We start from the raw sequence: 16292 nt of genomic DNA on the forward strand, positions 1-16292 counted from the left end.
AAAAAACCACGTTATTTTATATAAAAAGTAACGTGTTTTTTTTTGCGCTGTTTAACGTATTAATAATCAACCCATGCAATGCCTTCTTCTAACCATTTCATCTCCCCATTTAAGATACTTTTCGCCAACTTATTTTCTTTGTGAACATCATTGTCAGTGAGTTCATTGAACAGTTGATTAATTTTTCGTTTGCTGTTTAAACAGAAAACATCGGCAAGATATTGTGGCGTGAGGTCGGTAGGATTAGCATCGAGTTTAGATTGGGCAAAGGAGCAGGTGGCAGAGATAGCAAATAACTCAGTGCCTATCTCCATTAACAATCCTAAAATATGCTGTTTACGCTCTAATCTATCTTGATATAAACCGATATAGTGAAAAATAGTACGCGCTAATTTGTGCGCGGTCATTTCTACAAAAGAGATATGTTTTGCCAGTTTCCCAAGTTCAGGGTGTGAGCTCCACAGTGTGCTATTGACCCACTGTGTGGGATACCAACGACTGTAAAAAGCAGCCAGTTTGACACCCGCTTTAATTTTTTCATCAACGGGAACATTTTTCTTAAGCAGATTAGCCGCCACTTTTAAATGTGGATCCATCGCTTCACGCGCTAAAAATAGCTTCATGATATCGGTGGTACCTTCAATAATGCGATTAATACGACAATCCCGCATTAAGCGCTCAATGGGGTAGGGTTTTTCACCACGCGCTTTGAGTGATGAGGCTTTCTCGTAACCACGACCGCCACGCAGTTGCATAGTGGTATCCACCACTTGCCAAGCAAGCTCCGAGCAGAACAGTTTTGCCATGGCCGCTTCAATGCGTAGGTCGAGTTTGGGATCGTCCGCCATATGTGACGTTAAATAAGTAATGGCTTCCATGGCAAAGGTGCTCGATGCAATAAAGGCAATTTTTTTAGCGCCTGCTTCATGTTTACCAATTGGCATACCCCATTGTACGCGCTCACTGCCCCAATCTCGAGCGACGGCCAAGCAATATTTTGCCATGCCTGTGGCTGCCGCCGGCAGCGTTAACCGCCCAGTATTGAGGGTGGCGAGTGCCAGTTTTAGCCCTTTTCCTTCTCCCAAGATAATATTTTCAATGGGCACTTTAACGTTGATGAATTTCATTAAACCATTTTGAATACCACGAATACCCATAAAATCACAGCGGTGTAATATCTCCATGCCGGGCATCTCTTTTTCAACAATAAAGGCGGTGATCTGTTTTGCCTGTTGACCATTTTTTAAAGTTTTAGAGGCAGTTTGTGCCATCACCACTAATACATCGGCAATCAATCCATTGGTACACCACAGTTTAATGCCGTTGATTAAATAGTGTTTTCCATCTTTGGTCAGGGTCGCAGTGGTTTCCATTTTTGCGGGATCAGAGCCAACCTCAGGCTCAGTGAGCGCAAAGGCGGATATTTTACCGGCTCGAAATTGTGGTAGGTATTTCTCTTTTTGCGCCGTGGTGCCAAACATTTTTAGTGGTTGAGGCACGCCAATGGATTGATGTGCGCTTAGGAGAACGGCTGTACCACCACAATGCGCAGAAATAGCCATCATCACGCGATTGTAGTTAACTTGAGATAACCCCAAACCGTTATACTCTTTAGGGACTTTCATGGCAAACAGTCCCATTTCGGTTAAGCCTTTAATCACCTCATCGGGAATGGTTTGTGTGGCATCAACCAACTCTGCATCAAGATGATTAATCAGAAAGTCACAGACCTGTTTAACCAATTTATCACCCACTCTTTTATCTTCAACGCTTTGGGTTGGAAAAGGAAAGATAAGGTCGCTTTGAAAACTGCCCATAAACAGTTGCCCTGCAAAGCTACTTTGTTGGCGACTATTGTCACGGGCAGCTTCCGCAAGTTGCATGGCAGCCGCTTTTGCACTGTTCATTTTAGAGGTATCAATCACAGACTCTTCTTCAGGTGTTTGGTTATTTTCGCTCATAAAAATCTCCTAATAAAATGTTTGCTGATTTTTGGCTTTATCAAGTAGTAACTGTGCAGGGATAAAACGCTGGCCATATAACTCACTTAATTCCGTTAATTTATCGCAGACATTTTGCAAACCACGGTTGTCCGCATATTTCAGCAATCCCCCTCGAAAAGCGGGAAAACCTGTGCCCATCAACATTGCCATATCTAAGTAAGCTGGGTTTTTAATAATATCTTCTTGTAAACAGCGCACGGCTTCGTTAACCATCACTAAAATACAGCGATCAACGATCATCTCTGCGTTAAACGATTGGGGCTTGATATGATTATCTGCTTGGTAAAAGGTTAAGATACTGTCGATACTTTTGTTATAACGAATAGGTGATTTCTCTACATGTTTATAGAAGCCTAATCCTGATTTTTTACCCAGTAGTTTTTCTTCCTTAAAAAGATGAGTAAAAATGCCTGCAACTTTCATGCGTTCGCCATAGGCCTGTTCTAAAATAGTGGCCACATGAAAACCGATATCAATGCCCACTTCGTCCGCTAAAACAAAAGGTCCCATGGGTAAACCAAACTGTTTTATCGCTTTATCAATCTCAATCACCGAGCCTCCCTCTTGCAAGATAAGCGCTGCTTCATTAAGCATGGGAATAAGAATGCGATTGACTAAGAATCCTGCACAATTACCCACTACAATCGGTGTTTTCCCTAACTGTTTGGCAAGTTGTACGGTACTCGCAATTGTCTGTTGACTGGTTTTTTCACCAGGAATAATTTCAACCAGTGGCATACGGTTCACGGGATTAAAAAAGTGCATGCCGATCATGTTTTCTGGGCGTTTGAGATCTGTCGCCATGTCGGTGATGGAAAGACTTGAGGTATTAGACGCTAAAATAGCATGCTCAGGTAACTGCGCTTCAACCTCGGCAAGTACCCTTTTTTTCACCTCCATATTTTCAACCACCGCTTCCACAACCACATCTATCTGCTTGAAACCGTTGTAGTTGATGCAACCTGCAATATGGCTCATTTTATAACGAATTTGATCTTCTTTGATTTTACGGTGTTTTTTCATCTGCTGATAATAGAGATTGGCGGTTTGATATCCTTTGGCGACGGCATTCCATTCGATATCTTTAAGACGTACATTTTTATCATTTTTAGAGAATAACCACGCAATGCCTCCTCCCATTACACCTGCGCCTAGTACTGAAGCTTGATGGATGGTTTGCGCTTTTATAGTAGTATCACTAATGCCACTCTCTTTTTTAAGGGCTTCGTTAGTGAAGAACAGTTGAATCAGGTTTTTACTCACATCGGTGATAGCAACCTCTGCAAAACCGTGTAACTCCTCTTCCAGTGCATCTTCTGTGTGCATATTCACGATGCGCTCAATCACTTTTAATGCTTGTAAGGGAGCAGGGTAGTGCCCTTCTGTTTTTTGTAATAAGTTTTGAGTGGCTTTTTTAAAGATAAGTGAGCGACCTAATGGATTATCTTCAAGGAGTTTTTGACTAAATGATTTATTACGTTTGGCTTTTATCTGTTTGCTAAATTTGACGTCGTTGAGTAGCTTGCCAATAAAGGTATCAATGGCATCACGTGCTAATGAGTGGTTATAAATGGCATCAATGAGTTTTAAACGTAATGCTTGTTTAGCCGGGATAAGTTTGGCGGTTAAAATGAGTTGCAGTGCCGCTTGCAGGCCAATCAGTTTTGGCAGACGTACACAGCCACCAAACCCGGGAATAATGCCTAAACTCACCTCGGGTAAGCCGATGATTGCTTTTTTATCGTCACTCATTATTCGATAACGACAAGCCAGTGCCAGTTCACATCCGCCTCCGACACAAGCCCCATTGATCACGGCTAAAGTGGAAAAAGGCAGTTGTGATATTTGATGCAGAATCTGCTGTCCAAAACGTGCTTTTTGGTAGGCTTCATCAAGCGTAATAATATCTTTTATCTCATTGATATCGGCGCCCGCAATAAAAATACCTTCTTTAGCGCTTTCAAAAACCAACAGTTTGATGTCTTGATTTATGGCTAACACACTGAGATGATCTTTTAATTCAAGCAGTGTGTTAGCATCGAGTTTATTGATTTTTTCATTTTCAACATCAAATAACAGGGTGGCAACACCTGAGTCATTGATAGATAGATTAAAATTCATTATTTAGCGCTCCCGTTTATTCAACTTCTAATGCTAATGCTGCACCTTGTCCGCCACCAATACACAAAGTCACTAAGCCACAATTTTGTTTTTTGGCACGTAGCGCTTTAAGCATGGTAATCACTAACCTTGTACCTGTTGCACCGACTGGATGACCTAATGCAATTGCGCCACCGTGAATGTTGAGTTTGTTTGCATCAATCATACCCAGTGCTTTATCTTTTTTAAGATAGGTTTGTGAAAACAAATCTGAGTCAAAAGCGCGCTCATTAGCGATAACTTGTGCCGCAAACGCTTCATTAAGCTCAATTAAGTCAAAATCACTCATGCCCATGCCCGATTTATCAAGTAACTTGCTGGTGGCATAAACAGGGCCCAATCCCATTCTATTGGGGGCAAGTCCCGCGTAGCTATAATCTTTAAGGTAGCCTAATGGCTGATAACCTAATGCTTTGGCTTTGCTCTCAAGCATAATAAGTACCGCCCCTGCACCATCGGTGATGGGACAAGCATTAGCAACGGTGATAGTGCCTGCTGCTCGGTCAAAGAAGGGTCTTAATTTAGCTAATTTTTCAAGGCTTTGATCGGCGCGGATTGAATTATCATTTTTTTGTACATTATTGTAGTGGGGAGGCAGTAAAATGGGGTGGATCTCATCGGCAAAAAATCCTGCTTGCTGTGCACTGGCCGCTTTAAGGTGAGAGTTAAGTGCATAGTTATCTTGCTCTTCGCGACTAATACTAAATTCACGAGCAAGCACTTCAGCAGTTTGCCCCATGTTTAACCCACAGACTGGATCGGTCAACCCTTCAACAATAGAGATGATAGGCTTGAGATAAGTGGGGCGAAATTGAGCCAATGTTGCTAATTTTTGTGGCGTGGTTTTGGCTTTCATTAAATCAGCAAACAGTTTGCTCATTTTAACGCCAAATTTAAGTGGGTATTGACTCATGTTTTCCGTGCCACCCGCAATCAGGATTTCACCATTGCCAGCCAGTAGTTTTTCAAACCCCGTGGTGATAGATTGCAACCCAGAAGCGCAATTTCGATGCACGGTATAGGCGATAAGCGCCTCTGGTAAACCTGCTTTTAGCGCGATAACCCGCGCGATATTACAGGCATTTGAGGGTTGACCAACATTACCCATGATCAGTTCATCAATTAAGTTAAGCTCAATGTCTGTTTTTGCTAATAACTCTTTAACAATCACAGCCCCTAAATCATCGGGTGCAATGGTTGCCATCTCACTGCCTGCTTTACAAAATGGTGTGCGAACGCCTTCGACAATCGCTAATCTCTGTTTCATATTGAACTCCCAGCTTAAAATACCTATTCACTATAAAAATCATCTATTACCTGTTTAAATTTTTCTTCAATGATATGACGGCGTAGCTTCATGGTGGGGGTGAGTTCACCTGTTTCTACACTAATGGGATGTTTTACAAATTTATATTTTTGAATTTTTTCCCATGCACTGAGTTGTGCATTGACCGCTTGCACCGCCTCTTTTATCTCGTTGCGTACTTCACTGGAGTTTAAAAATGCGCTATTACTCATGTCGCTATAACCACGGTGTTCTCGAATGGCATCAAGGTTTTCATAATCAGGAAACAGTAAGCAGGAGACAAAATGGTGGTTTTCGCCAATAATGGCCGCCATGTCAATAAGGGGGAATTTACATAACATCTGCTCAATGGGAACGGGGCTGACATATTTTCCGTTGGAGGTTTTAAATAGCTCTTTTTTTCGCCCTGTAATGGTCAGGTAATTATCACTGTCCAGCGAGCCTAAATCACCCGTGTGTAACCAACCCTCACTGTCGATAATCTCATCGGTGGCACTTTTGTCATTATGATAACCGATCATGATATTGGGGCCACGAGCTAATATTTCGTTATCATCGGCAATTTTCACTTCCATATCAGGAAATATTTTTCCGACGGTACGATAGCGAACATGACCCGGATAATTCACCGCAAGTACGGGGGAGCTTTCTGTTAATCCATAACCTTGATAAACATTAAAACCCACATTTTTAAAGAAATGCTCCATGCTTTCACTCAGTGCTGAGCCACCTACAATTAACATTTTTAAATTTCCACCAAGGGCCTCACGTAATTTGCTGTAGATAAGTTTATCAAACAGTTTATCTGAAAAATTGTTTTTAGCGGGAACCTTGTTGATTGCGCGCTCAAAAGCGCGACTCATCAATTTTCTTTTTAAACCACTTTGGTCATCAATACGGCTATACATCTTGGCGTACACTTTTTCAAGCAGACGTGGCACAAGGGTAATAACGGTGGGTTTTATCTCGCGCAGTAGCTCGCCCACTTTTTTAATGTCATCAGCAAAATAGAGCGGCGTGCCGGTGGAGATATAATAGTAACTTACCATACGTTCAAAAACGTGTGCCAGTGGTAAGCAAGTTAGAATTTTATCTTTACTGGGATCAAGTGGAAAACATTGTCCCGTTGCTTTAATTTGTGAAATAAGATTGCTATGACGAAGCTCAACTCCTTTGGGCATGCCTGTTGAACCACTGGTATAGATAATGGTGGCGATATCTTCAGGTTGCACTGCATCGCGCATTTGAGCGAACAATTGTGGTTGTTGATTTGATAACCGATCACCCAATTCGAGTAATGTTTGATAACTCAGTCCATTTTTAGCGCTGTAGCTATTTTCTAATGAGATAACTTTGGTGAATGATTTTAATGCATGGCAAATATTATCATCAAGCAAGTTACTGTCATTGATGAAAATATATTTAATGTTGGCATCTGTTTTCTGAAATTCAAAATGACTGCTAGAAACATTGGCAAACATCGGTACTGAGATGGCGCGGTTAAGCATAATGGCCAGATCAACCATCATCCATTGTGGCGATGAATTAGATATAATAGCAAATCCATCCGATTCTTTAACGCCCAATGCACGTAAACCCAGTGCTAATCGACGAATGGTTTCCATGAATTTTTCACTTGAAATCGATTGCCATTGGCCCTGTTTTTTGTAGTTCAGTGCTGAGGAGTTCATGTAGGTATTGACCACATATTGGATCATCTCTGGCAATGTACTGTAGTTTGGCATAAAGATCCTTCTTGGAAAATGATTGATTTATGAAGATGTTAGCAGTTTATATTTAATATAGTCTAGTTCATTGTTTTGTGAACCACCAACATACGTTAAACTTAATTTCTCTTTTAATGATGAGTGTTTATGAAAACATTAATACAACTTGAAGGTCTGATTTTATCAAGACAACAACAAGACAGCGCAGCGGGTATTAACCTTACTTTGTGGGTTGCGACTGAGCAGGGGGCTTGTCGAATTGTTGTGACAGGACTCCGTGCGGTATTTTTAATTAAACAGGATGATTTAAAAGCAGCAATGGCTGTTTGGGAACATCAGCAGTTGTTCGCACATGAGGTTCGTCCTCTCTCCCTGACTACTTTCAATCAGCAAGATGTTGTTGCTATCTACAGCTTATCAACTAACTACTCGCGACTTTTACAATGCGCTTTATTGGATCTTGAACTGGCTATTTTTGAAGCGGATATTAAAGTCAGCGATCGTTACCTGATGGAACGATTTATCTACGGTAGCGTCAAAATAGAGGGAAAAATTACTCAGCAGGGCAAAGGTTGGTTTGTTCAGAATCCCAAATTAACTGCCGGAAAAAGTAACTGCTCACTTAAAACTGTGTCGCTTGATATTGAATGTAGCCCAGAACAATCACTTTACAGTGTGGGCCTGACGGTAGGGGATGAATCCCAAAATAGGGTGATCATGGTGGGGCAACCTCAAGCTTGTGACAGTGTTAATATAACGTGGGTAAAGGATGAAGTCGCGTTACTGATCGCGTTGCAACGTTGGTTTGAAACCTTTGACCCCGATATTGTGATTGGCTGGGCGGTAGTGAATTTTGATATGCGTTTATTAGCAGAGCGCGCAAAATTGCATCGTTTAACGCTCTGTTTAGGGCGAGATAAACGTCCACTACAGTGGTTTTCACACCGTGATACAACAGAGCAAGGCACGTTACTGTTAAATGGTCGCGTGGTGCTTGATGGCATTGAGCAACTGAAAAACAGCAGTCGGCATTTTGACAGTTACAGTTTGGAATTTGTCAGCCAAAACCTCTTTTCACAGGGGAAATTGATCACGGCAGAAAACAGTCAGTTTGTTGATAAAGGATTAGAGATAAAACATCAATTTGAAAATAGCCCACTTACATTAGCCGCGTATAACTTGCAAGATTGTCTGCTGGTGGAGCGTGTCTTTAATCATGCACAACTCATTGAATATGCGATTAAACGTGCCGAATTAACGGGGCTGGCACTTGATAGACGTGGCGCATCGGTGGCCGCCTTTACTAACCTTTACCTGCCACTATTGCACCGCAGTGGCTATGTCGCGCCTAATATAGGAGATATTGAAGCACAGCACTCACCCGGTGGATTTGTGATGGACTCCACCCCCGGCCTTTACGATTGGGTGATTGTGCTTGATTTTAAATCACTGTATCCCTCCATTATTCGTACTTTTAAAATTGACCCGATGGGTTTGATAGAGGGACTTAAAGAGGATGAATCACAAAGTATCGCAGGTTTTCGAGGCGCTCGATTTAGCAGAGAAAAGCATCATTTACCGCTGATTTTAGATAAGTTAACGGCTGCCCGTGAGTTAGCTAAAAAAGCCAATAATCAACCTTTCTCACATGCGATAAAGATTATTATGAACAGCATGTATGGTGTGTTGGGCTCAGCAGGCTGTCGTTTTCATGATACCCGTTTAGCCAGCTCTATTACCTTGCGCGGGCATCAAATTATGATTGAAACGGGCAAGTTTATTGAAAATCTTGGATTTGAGGTGATCTACGGTGATACCGATTCCACCTTTGTGTGGTTAGAAGGTTGTGATTCACTGCAAAGCGCCAATCAAAAAGGAAAAATGTTAGAGGCGAAGATAAACACGTTTTGGACAGATAAAATAGCCACTGAATTTGATTTACCTTCGTTATTAGAGATTGAATATGAAACCTGTTTTAGTCAGTTTTTTATGCCCACTTTACGTGGCTCCGACTCAGGCTCTAAAAAACGTTATGCAGGACTTAAAAGTGATGAGAAAGGCAGTGAAATCATCTTTAAAGGGTTAGAAAGTGTGCGCAGTGATTGGACCGCACTGGCGCGAGAATTTCAAGAAACATTGTTTGAAAAGGTTTTTAGCCAACAGAGCGTGACACAATTTATTATCGATACGGCAAGCCAATTAAAAGCGGGGCAATTAGATGACAAATTGATTTACCATAAGCGCTTAAGACGACCGCTCGATGCGTATGTGAAAAATGTTCCCCCACAGGTACGCGCAGCACGCCTTGCCGATAGCCAAAATAGAAAATTGGGTCGGCCACTGCGTTATCAGCGCCGTGGGCGTGTCGCTTATTTTATAACCAGCAATGGCCCTGAGCCTGTTGAGTATCTGCAATCAAACATCGACTATCAGCATTATATCGATAAACAACTGAAACCGATTGCCGATGCTATTTTGCCTTTTTTAGACTTAGGCTTAAACATTGATTTTGAAACACTTGTTTCAGAACAGATGCCTCTCTTTTAAAAACGTTTTAATTAAGAATAAAAAACAGCGTGGTCACTGTCATCAGGCCCATTGTATAATTGAACACTTTTTTACGCTTGGGTGTGGTCAGTTGCTGACGAATAGCCACGCCTAAATACGCCCATAAACTGATCGCAAAAAATCCCGTGATGGCAAAACAGAGCATGATCCATAATCCTGATTCAAGATAACGATCCCCCGCTAAGGTAAAACTACTGATGCTGCCAATGACCATTGCCCATGCTTTGGGATTGACAAATTGAAAGAGCAATGCATTCACTAATGTCATGGGGCTGTTGTTACTTTGCTGATGACTAAAACTATTTTCATCGGTGGGTGCTGTGGTTATTTTCCACGCAAGCCACAATAAATAAAGTGTGCCCACCACTTTTAAAAGATCATAAAACGCAGGGTAGCGATCAAAGATCAAACCTAACCCTAACAGTACCGAAGCAAGTAATAGCGCGATGCCAATCAATATGCCAAAAATATGTGGCAAAGTACGTTTGTAACCAAACTGTGCGCCCGAGGCGAGCAACATAATATTGTTTGGCCCAGGTGTTACCGACATGACAAATGCAAACAGTGAAATCGCCAATAGCAGTGAAATTTCCATTTTAATCTCCTTTTATGAGACGTTTTAAGAGTGGAAAAAAGGCCATTTTTTTAGTTTCGATTAATCGCTGTTCCGCACTGATAGCAATATCTTTTAACAGGTGCTCAGGTAAATTTAATAGTTGTTTACGTGTATCAAACAAACTGATTTGTCTATTGATTCTGGTTATAATTTTTCTCATTTTTATTCTTCCTTGATAACTCATTGAATTGTCATTGTAAGCAAGTGAGTATTTCAATACAGATTCAAAATGATTTTATTTCTTCAATACAGATGGGCAAAAAAGAGACTGTATGGCATTATTTTGTGTTATCTGTATGGGAAAATAGATGGCATGTTCAGTATGAGAGAGATGGTTGTTATCAAATAGGTGATAAAAAAATGAAACTATATGAAAAAGTTGCAAAGGGTTTACGTGAAAGCATGGAAGCGGGATTGTTTATTGCTGGCGACAAATTACCCTCTATTCGCCAATTAGTGATTGAACACAGTGTCAGTATATCAACCGTGCAACAGGCTTATCATCAACTCGAGATGGAGGCATTGATTGAAGCGCGTCCCAAATCGGGTTACTTTGTTTCCCAACGCAGCGTTTTACCCGCACAGCCTGAAACCTCTCGTCCTGCGCAACGTCCTATTGATGTTTCACAATGGCAAGAGGTCTTAGAGTTATTACTCAGCAAAGCGGGTGACGATTCAGTGCAGTTACAACATGCGATGCCTAATATGAGTGCACCGACATTAAAACCACTGTTAAAAAAGATGACCGAATTGATGCGTCATCAGGTTGCTTTGAGTTTACCTTACGGTGACATTAAAGGCTCACTTGTATTACGCGAACAATTGGCTAAATTAGCGCTCAATTCGGGGTGTTCATTACACCCTGATGATCTGGTGGTAACCTCTGGGTGCCAAGAGGGATTATCGGTTTGTTTACGCGCAGTGACTGAGCCGGGCGATATTGTTGCGGTTGAATCACCGAGTTTTTATGGGTCGATGCAAGCGATAAAAACCGCTAATTTAAAAGCGATGGAGATTCCCACCCATTCTGAACATGGTCTGAGTTTAGAAGCGCTAGAATTAGCGTTAGAGCAATGGCCGATTAAAGCGATTTTGGTCACTCCAACCTGTAATAATCCAATGGGTTATACCATGCCAGAAGAGGCAAAAAAACGGCTTTACCAACTAGCGCAAAGTTACGATATCTGTATTATTGAAGATGATATTTACGGGGATATTAGTTATCAATCACCGCGCCCTAAAACCATTAAATCGTTTGATGAAGATGGCCGTGTTTTATTATGTAGCTCATTTTCTAAAACCGTCGCGCCGGGCATTCGTGTTGGTTGGATTGCCCCCGGTCGTTATCGTGATAAAGTCACCCATATTAAGTATGTCAGTAGCTCAATGTGTCCGCTTTTACCTCAGTTAGCGGTTGCTGACTTTATTAAATCAGGCGGTTATCATCGTCACAGTCGTCGTGTGCGTCTGTTATATAAACAGGGACGCGATCATCTGGTACAATCTATTAAGGAACATTTTCCAGACGATACTCGCATCAGTTTTCCGCAAGGAGGATATATCCTGTGGGTTGAATTAAACAAAAAAATTGATACCGTAAAGTTAGCAACACAGTGTAAAGCAGGTGGGGTAAGTATTGCCGCTGGTCCACTCTTTTCAGCAACAGGAAAATATCGCAGTTGCATGCGTTTGAATTTTAGTGAACAAACAGAGATTGAGCGTGAGAAGGGTATTCGCCAATTAGCTGTTTATATCAACCAACAAATACAATTAATTAAATAATAAAATATAACTATTCTGATTTATTCTTGTGATGCTTTATGCAAAATAAAGGGTAAATGCTCAGGGCTAAGTCATTTATACCATTCCGCTTAATATAATGATCAGGTTTTACGCAGGGTAAATGACTAAGGTCAAGGTGCATGATTGAGTAATAACTGGCTATTGCGATTGAATGCAACGCAGATATTAGTCATTTAAACCAGTAAAAACGATCAGTTACTTAGGCGGATTGGTATTATGTCTAGTTCAAGGCGAAAAAGCGCAGTTTAGTCGTTTAAATGAGCATTTTCAACGATGAAATGGGCTTAAATGACGACGGCCTGAGTAGTTACAATAAAAGGAATATCTATGACCACTATCACCACCCGTTGCCCACACTGCCAATCGATGAATCGTTTACCGGTTGAACGTATCGACGCTTCTCCGACTTGTGGGCGCTGTAAAATGCAACTCGTTCAAGGTAAACCGATTGAGGGAACACCTGTTAACTTATCCGCTTTAATCAAAGCTGATTTACCTGTTATTGTTGACTTTTGGGCACCTTGGTGTGGTCCTTGCAAAAACTTCGGCCCCATTTTTGAAGAACTTTCAACACAAGACAAATCGGCGCGTTTTGTAAAAGTAGATACGCAGGCGCAGCAACAGTTGGGGGCTTTGTATAATATTCGTAGCATCCCTACGTTAATGTTATTTAAAAATGGCAAAGTGGTTGATACGCTAAATGGTGCGTTGCCTAAAACACAATTTAAAGCGTGGTTAAGTCAAGCGTTGTTGAAGTAGCTTTTAGTACATTATTCATAAATATAATGGCAGCAGAGCAATATCTGCCACCATACTATTTAGTGTATACCCGTTATCATTCAAGATGCAAAATTCAGCAAGCTGTGAGGTGAACAGATTCTAGGCAGGAAGTTGAAGGTCTAACGGGTTCAATCAAAACTTCCTAACAACGAAGATGTTTGCCTCAAAGCTTGCCCTGCGGGTCGCCAGCTCGAACACTAATTTGGCGTTACAGTATTCGATAAGGGCTAACCATTGTCATCATACTGCGTCTTGCCTTAATGCCCGAGCTGACGACTGAATAAAGCAATATTGATTGGTAACGGGTATCGTTACTGTTTATGCTGCTTTTGTCGCTGTAACAATTTACTTTGACGCGTCGGTTTTTTCTCATTTCCAGCATATAAGTCAAGTGTATCAAAACGACTTTTAAGTTGCGTTGCTGTGTAATCTAATTCAAGTTTTTTAATGACCAATTGATGCTTTTCAGGAAATAAAACTTCAACGGCTTGTGATAGAAGTTCAAATAAGCGCTTTAGGTTAATTTTATGCGTTTGATCTGTTTTATCAAACAGCCAAGCGGAGATGGCCATAAAGTCATCAAAGGGGTGAGCAGATAAAATCTCGACTAAGGAATGTTTGAAACGGCCTGAGTTGCCTATCATATCCCAGTATCGTGCAAAGCGATTTACCCGTTGCATGGTCGGAAAATCGATGCGATCAGTGCTTAATATATTAAACGGTGGCAGAGGGTTAAAACGCAGATCAAATGCTTTAGTATGCCTAATAATCGGCGTACCTCTGAGGCGTTTTAAAATGCCCATTTGAATCTCATGAGGTTGGCAGAGATACAGCTCGTCGAAGCTTTCCCCAAATGTCTCCAAGGTTTCGCCCGGTAAGCCAAAAATCAGATCCGCATGAATATGTGCATGGGTATTTTCTTTTAACCACAGCAAGTTTTGTTTTGATTTAGCATTATTCTGCTTACGACTAATATTTTCCTGCACCGTTTGGTTAAAAGTTTGGATGCCAATTTCAAATTGCAAACTGCCTTCTGGGAACAGCGTTAACATCTCTTTTAATTTTCTTGGTAAGTGATCCGGTACGACTTCAAAATGCAGATACAGACCATCAGTCATTCTGTCCAAGAAAAACTGCATTATTTTAAGAGAGGTATTAATGTCTAAATTGAAGGTTCTATCAATAAATTTAAAATTACGCGCCCCACGTTGATACAGTGTTTCCATTTGCCCGAGGAACAGGTCTAATTCATAGGGATTAGATTTAGTGTCTAAAGATGATAAACAAAATTCACACTTAAAAGGGCAACCTCGGGACGCTTCAACGTAGAGTATGCGATTTTTTAAATCTTCATCACTATAATACTGATAAGGCATTTCAAGATTTTTTAATTCAACAGGTTTAGATTTAATGATTTTTTGAGTCGGCGCGTTGTTATTGATAATATCTCTGCATAACTCATAAAAGCTGATTTCAGCTTCACCTGTTAATACATAATCTGCTGTATGAACAATCGCTTGCGATTCTGATTCATAACTTACTTCAGGACCACCTAAGACCACCTTAATGTCTGGGGCAATGACTTTTAACAAATTAACTACATTGGTGGTTTCCACAATGTTCCAGATATAAACGCCAAAACCGACGATATCGGGTTTCGATGCTAATATTTTTTCAACAATATCAATGGGGCGCGTTTGAATAACAAATTCTTTGACTTCACAACATGCTTGCAACTCTTTTAAATTAGCGTACAGATAACGTAACCCTAAACTGGCATGAATAAATTTTGAATTAAGCGTTGCCAACACGATTTTAGGGGAGGAGATGACGTTTGTGGCTAATACTGTTTTTTCACTTACATCTGTGGATTCAATGGTGAGGTCATTTCGGAATGGTTGCATAGTTATTGAGAGTCTTAAATGTAGGGAAAAATTATTGTGTGATAATACAGTAATAGTGGAAGTGTTTCAGTATCTGTTTTGAATGGGGGAATAGGATCATTTATTAATAACTGCACCATCGTTTTTTGTTAATTGTGAGCCAAAAAATAAAACTGATTATATGGTTTCTCCACTGATTTAGTTAAATTTCACTGACAGTGAATCATAACATTTTGGGCTCATTAGTGAGAGAGTGAAGTAATGCACTCCTTTTTGTTATTTTGAAATTCCGCAACTTTCATCATGTACCATTCGATGAAAATGAGTAACTTATTGTTACCGATGTGCTTGCTCTAAAGGATATTATTAAAGAATGAATTATCAAACACGTTTTCATCAATTATTAGACTACATCGATTTTCATTTAGATGAAGAATTAACTGTCGATAAGCTAAGTGGTATTGCCTGCTTATCTAAATATCATTTTCACAGGCAGTTTTCTTCGCTCTTTGGTCTTTCTGCATTTTCTTATATTAGGCTTGCAAGGATGAAACGAGCTTCATATCAATTGGTTTTTAAGAAAGAGATGAGGATTGTTGATATTGCAGTGGCTAATGGTTATGAAAGTTCAGAAGCGTTTTCTCGTGCTTTTAGTCAGTCGATTGGCCAGAATCCATCTCAATTTAGAGATCAACCACAATGGACTTTATGGCATGAAAAATATCACCAGTTTAAAAACTTGAGGATTCAACGTGCATCGTCAGTGTCACATCACGTTGACGTTGTCAATTTTAGTGAGATAAAAGTTGCTGCATTAGCACATCTTGGTGCGCTTGAATCACTTGGAAATACTATTAACTTATTCATTAACTGGCGTATAAATAATAACTTATCACCTAAGATAAGTAGAACATTTAATATTGTTTATGATGATCCTGCTGTCACTGAAGCAGATAAATATCGCTGTGACATCTGTGCATCAATTAAATCTGATGTAATAAAAAATGATGATGGTATTTTTACCAAGATCATACCAGCGGGTCGTTGTGCACTTATTCGGCATATAGGATCTGATGATACTATTAGTGAAACGATAACTTATTTATATTCAGATTGGCTTGTACAAAGCGAAGAAGAGTTACGTGATTATCCTATTTTTTTTGAAAGGATTAATTTTTTTCCTGATGTGCCAGAGACTGAAATAATTACAGATATTTATCTACCCTTGAAGTGATTATATACCCATGTTACTTCAAGATGCTTTGTCAGGCACAAGCTCGATAATCAGAGCAAGGCACAACACGAGGTAATGGTTATTCCCTTTCCGCTTGTTGTAACGTAGGGCTGATTTTCGAGCTTGCGCCCCGTAGGGCAAGGCAACTTGTACCAATCTACGTCGTTATGAAATTTCGACTTAGAATGACTAGGCTTCAATTTTATGCCTAG

11 protein-coding genes are annotated in these 16292 nt (G+C 40.5%); 4 read left to right on the forward strand and 7 right to left on the reverse strand.

The genetic code is table 11. The annotated features are described in order from the left end of the window. Positions 1-59 precede the first annotated feature (59 nt). From G322_RS0103605 to G322_RS0103620, 4 genes are read right to left on the reverse strand one after another with little or no spacing between them, the layout of a single operon-like run. Positions 60-1961: an acyl-CoA dehydrogenase family protein gene (locus tag G322_RS0103605; RefSeq protein ID WP_022940447.1), complete on the reverse strand. Its 1902-nt coding sequence runs from the start codon at positions 1959-1961 to the stop codon at positions 60-62. A 9-nt stretch (positions 1962-1970) separates the two neighbouring features. Continuing rightward, on the reverse strand, positions 1971-4124 hold the full coding sequence (locus G322_RS0103610) for a 3-hydroxyacyl-CoA dehydrogenase NAD-binding domain-containing protein (protein ID WP_022940448.1): 2154 nt from the start codon (positions 4122-4124) through the stop codon (positions 1971-1973). A gap of 16 nt (positions 4125-4140) precedes the next feature. Next, positions 4141-5430 (reverse strand): thiolase family protein, encoded by a 1290-nt coding sequence (locus tag G322_RS0103615; RefSeq protein WP_022940449.1) that lies wholly within the window; start codon positions 5428-5430, stop codon positions 4141-4143. 23 nt (positions 5431-5453) lie between these two features. Continuing rightward, positions 5454-7214 (reverse strand): AMP-dependent synthetase/ligase, encoded by a 1761-nt coding sequence (locus G322_RS0103620; protein WP_022940450.1) that lies wholly within the window; start codon positions 7212-7214, stop codon positions 5454-5456. 129 nt (positions 7215-7343) lie between these two features. Here G322_RS0103620 and G322_RS0103625 point away from each other — a divergent pair, with 129 nt between their 5' ends. Next, a complete protein-coding gene (locus G322_RS0103625; RefSeq protein WP_022940451.1) occupies positions 7344-9743 on the forward strand; it encodes a DNA polymerase II in 2400 nt (799 codons plus the stop codon). 7 nt (positions 9744-9750) lie between these two features. Here G322_RS0103625 and G322_RS0103630 read toward each other — a convergent pair whose 3' ends face one another. Further along, positions 9751-10359, reverse strand: coding sequence for a LysE family translocator (locus tag G322_RS0103630; protein WP_022940452.1), 609 nt, complete (start codon positions 10357-10359; stop codon positions 9751-9753). Between the two features lies 1 nt (position 10360). Continuing rightward, entirely contained in the window at positions 10361-10540 is a 180-nt protein-coding gene (locus G322_RS23830; RefSeq protein WP_022940453.1) for a YjiS-like domain-containing protein, read from the reverse strand. A 200-nt stretch (positions 10541-10740) separates the two neighbouring features. Between G322_RS23830 and G322_RS0103640 the strand changes: the two genes are divergently transcribed. Together G322_RS0103640 and trxC are read left to right on the forward strand one after the other, a co-directional pair. After that, positions 10741-12162, forward strand: a complete 1422-nt coding sequence (locus tag G322_RS0103640) for an aminotransferase-like domain-containing protein (protein ID WP_022940454.1) — start codon at positions 10741-10743, stop codon at positions 12160-12162. Between the two features lie 348 nt (positions 12163-12510). After that, entirely contained in the window at positions 12511-12942 is a 432-nt protein-coding gene (gene trxC, locus G322_RS0103645) for a thioredoxin TrxC (RefSeq protein WP_022940455.1), read from the forward strand. Positions 12943-13274: 332 nt separating this feature from the next. Here trxC and G322_RS19855 read toward each other — a convergent pair whose 3' ends face one another. Then, the gene (locus G322_RS19855; RefSeq protein ID WP_022940456.1) at positions 13275-14867 is read right to left on the reverse strand and encodes a B12-binding domain-containing radical SAM protein; all 1593 of its coding nucleotides are present in this window, start codon (positions 14865-14867) and stop codon (positions 13275-13277) included. A gap of 352 nt (positions 14868-15219) precedes the next feature. Between G322_RS19855 and G322_RS0103655 the strand changes: the two genes are divergently transcribed. After that, a complete protein-coding gene (locus G322_RS0103655) occupies positions 15220-16080 on the forward strand; it encodes an AraC family transcriptional regulator (protein ID WP_022940457.1) in 861 nt (286 codons plus the stop codon). The last annotated feature ends 212 nt before the right edge of the window (positions 16081-16292 follow it).

It is taken from the genome of Psychromonas hadalis ATCC BAA-638, assembly GCF_000420245.1.
GTDB lineage: Bacteria > Pseudomonadota > Gammaproteobacteria > Enterobacterales > Psychromonadaceae > Psychromonas > Psychromonas hadalis.

Excerpts from the sequence above, each read along its gene's own strand:
- G322_RS0103605 (WP_022940447.1), bottom strand. The coding sequence starts at position 1,961 with ATGAGCGAAAATAACCAAACACCTGAAGAAGAGTCTGTGATTGATACC.
- G322_RS0103610 (WP_022940448.1), bottom strand. The coding sequence starts at position 4,124 with ATGAATTTTAATCTATCTATCAATGACTCAGGTGTTGCCACCCTGTTA.
- G322_RS0103615 (WP_022940449.1), bottom strand. The coding sequence starts at position 5,430 with ATGAAACAGAGATTAGCGATTGTCGAAGGCGTTCGCACACCATTTTGT.
- G322_RS0103620 (WP_022940450.1), bottom strand. The coding sequence starts at position 7,214 with ATGCCAAACTACAGTACATTGCCAGAGATGATCCAATATGTGGTCAAT.
- G322_RS0103625 (WP_022940451.1), top strand. The coding sequence starts at position 7,344 with ATGAAAACATTAATACAACTTGAAGGTCTGATTTTATCAAGACAACAA.
- G322_RS0103630 (WP_022940452.1), bottom strand. The coding sequence starts at position 10,359 with ATGGAAATTTCACTGCTATTGGCGATTTCACTGTTTGCATTTGTCATG.
- G322_RS23830 (WP_022940453.1), bottom strand. The coding sequence starts at position 10,540 with ATGAGAAAAATTATAACCAGAATCAATAGACAAATCAGTTTGTTTGAT.
- G322_RS0103640 (WP_022940454.1), top strand. The coding sequence starts at position 10,741 with ATGAAACTATATGAAAAAGTTGCAAAGGGTTTACGTGAAAGCATGGAA.
- trxC (WP_022940455.1), top strand. The coding sequence starts at position 12,511 with ATGACCACTATCACCACCCGTTGCCCACACTGCCAATCGATGAATCGT.
- G322_RS19855 (WP_022940456.1), bottom strand. The coding sequence starts at position 14,867 with ATGCAACCATTCCGAAATGACCTCACCATTGAATCCACAGATGTAAGT.
- G322_RS0103655 (WP_022940457.1), top strand. The coding sequence starts at position 15,220 with ATGAATTATCAAACACGTTTTCATCAATTATTAGACTACATCGATTTT.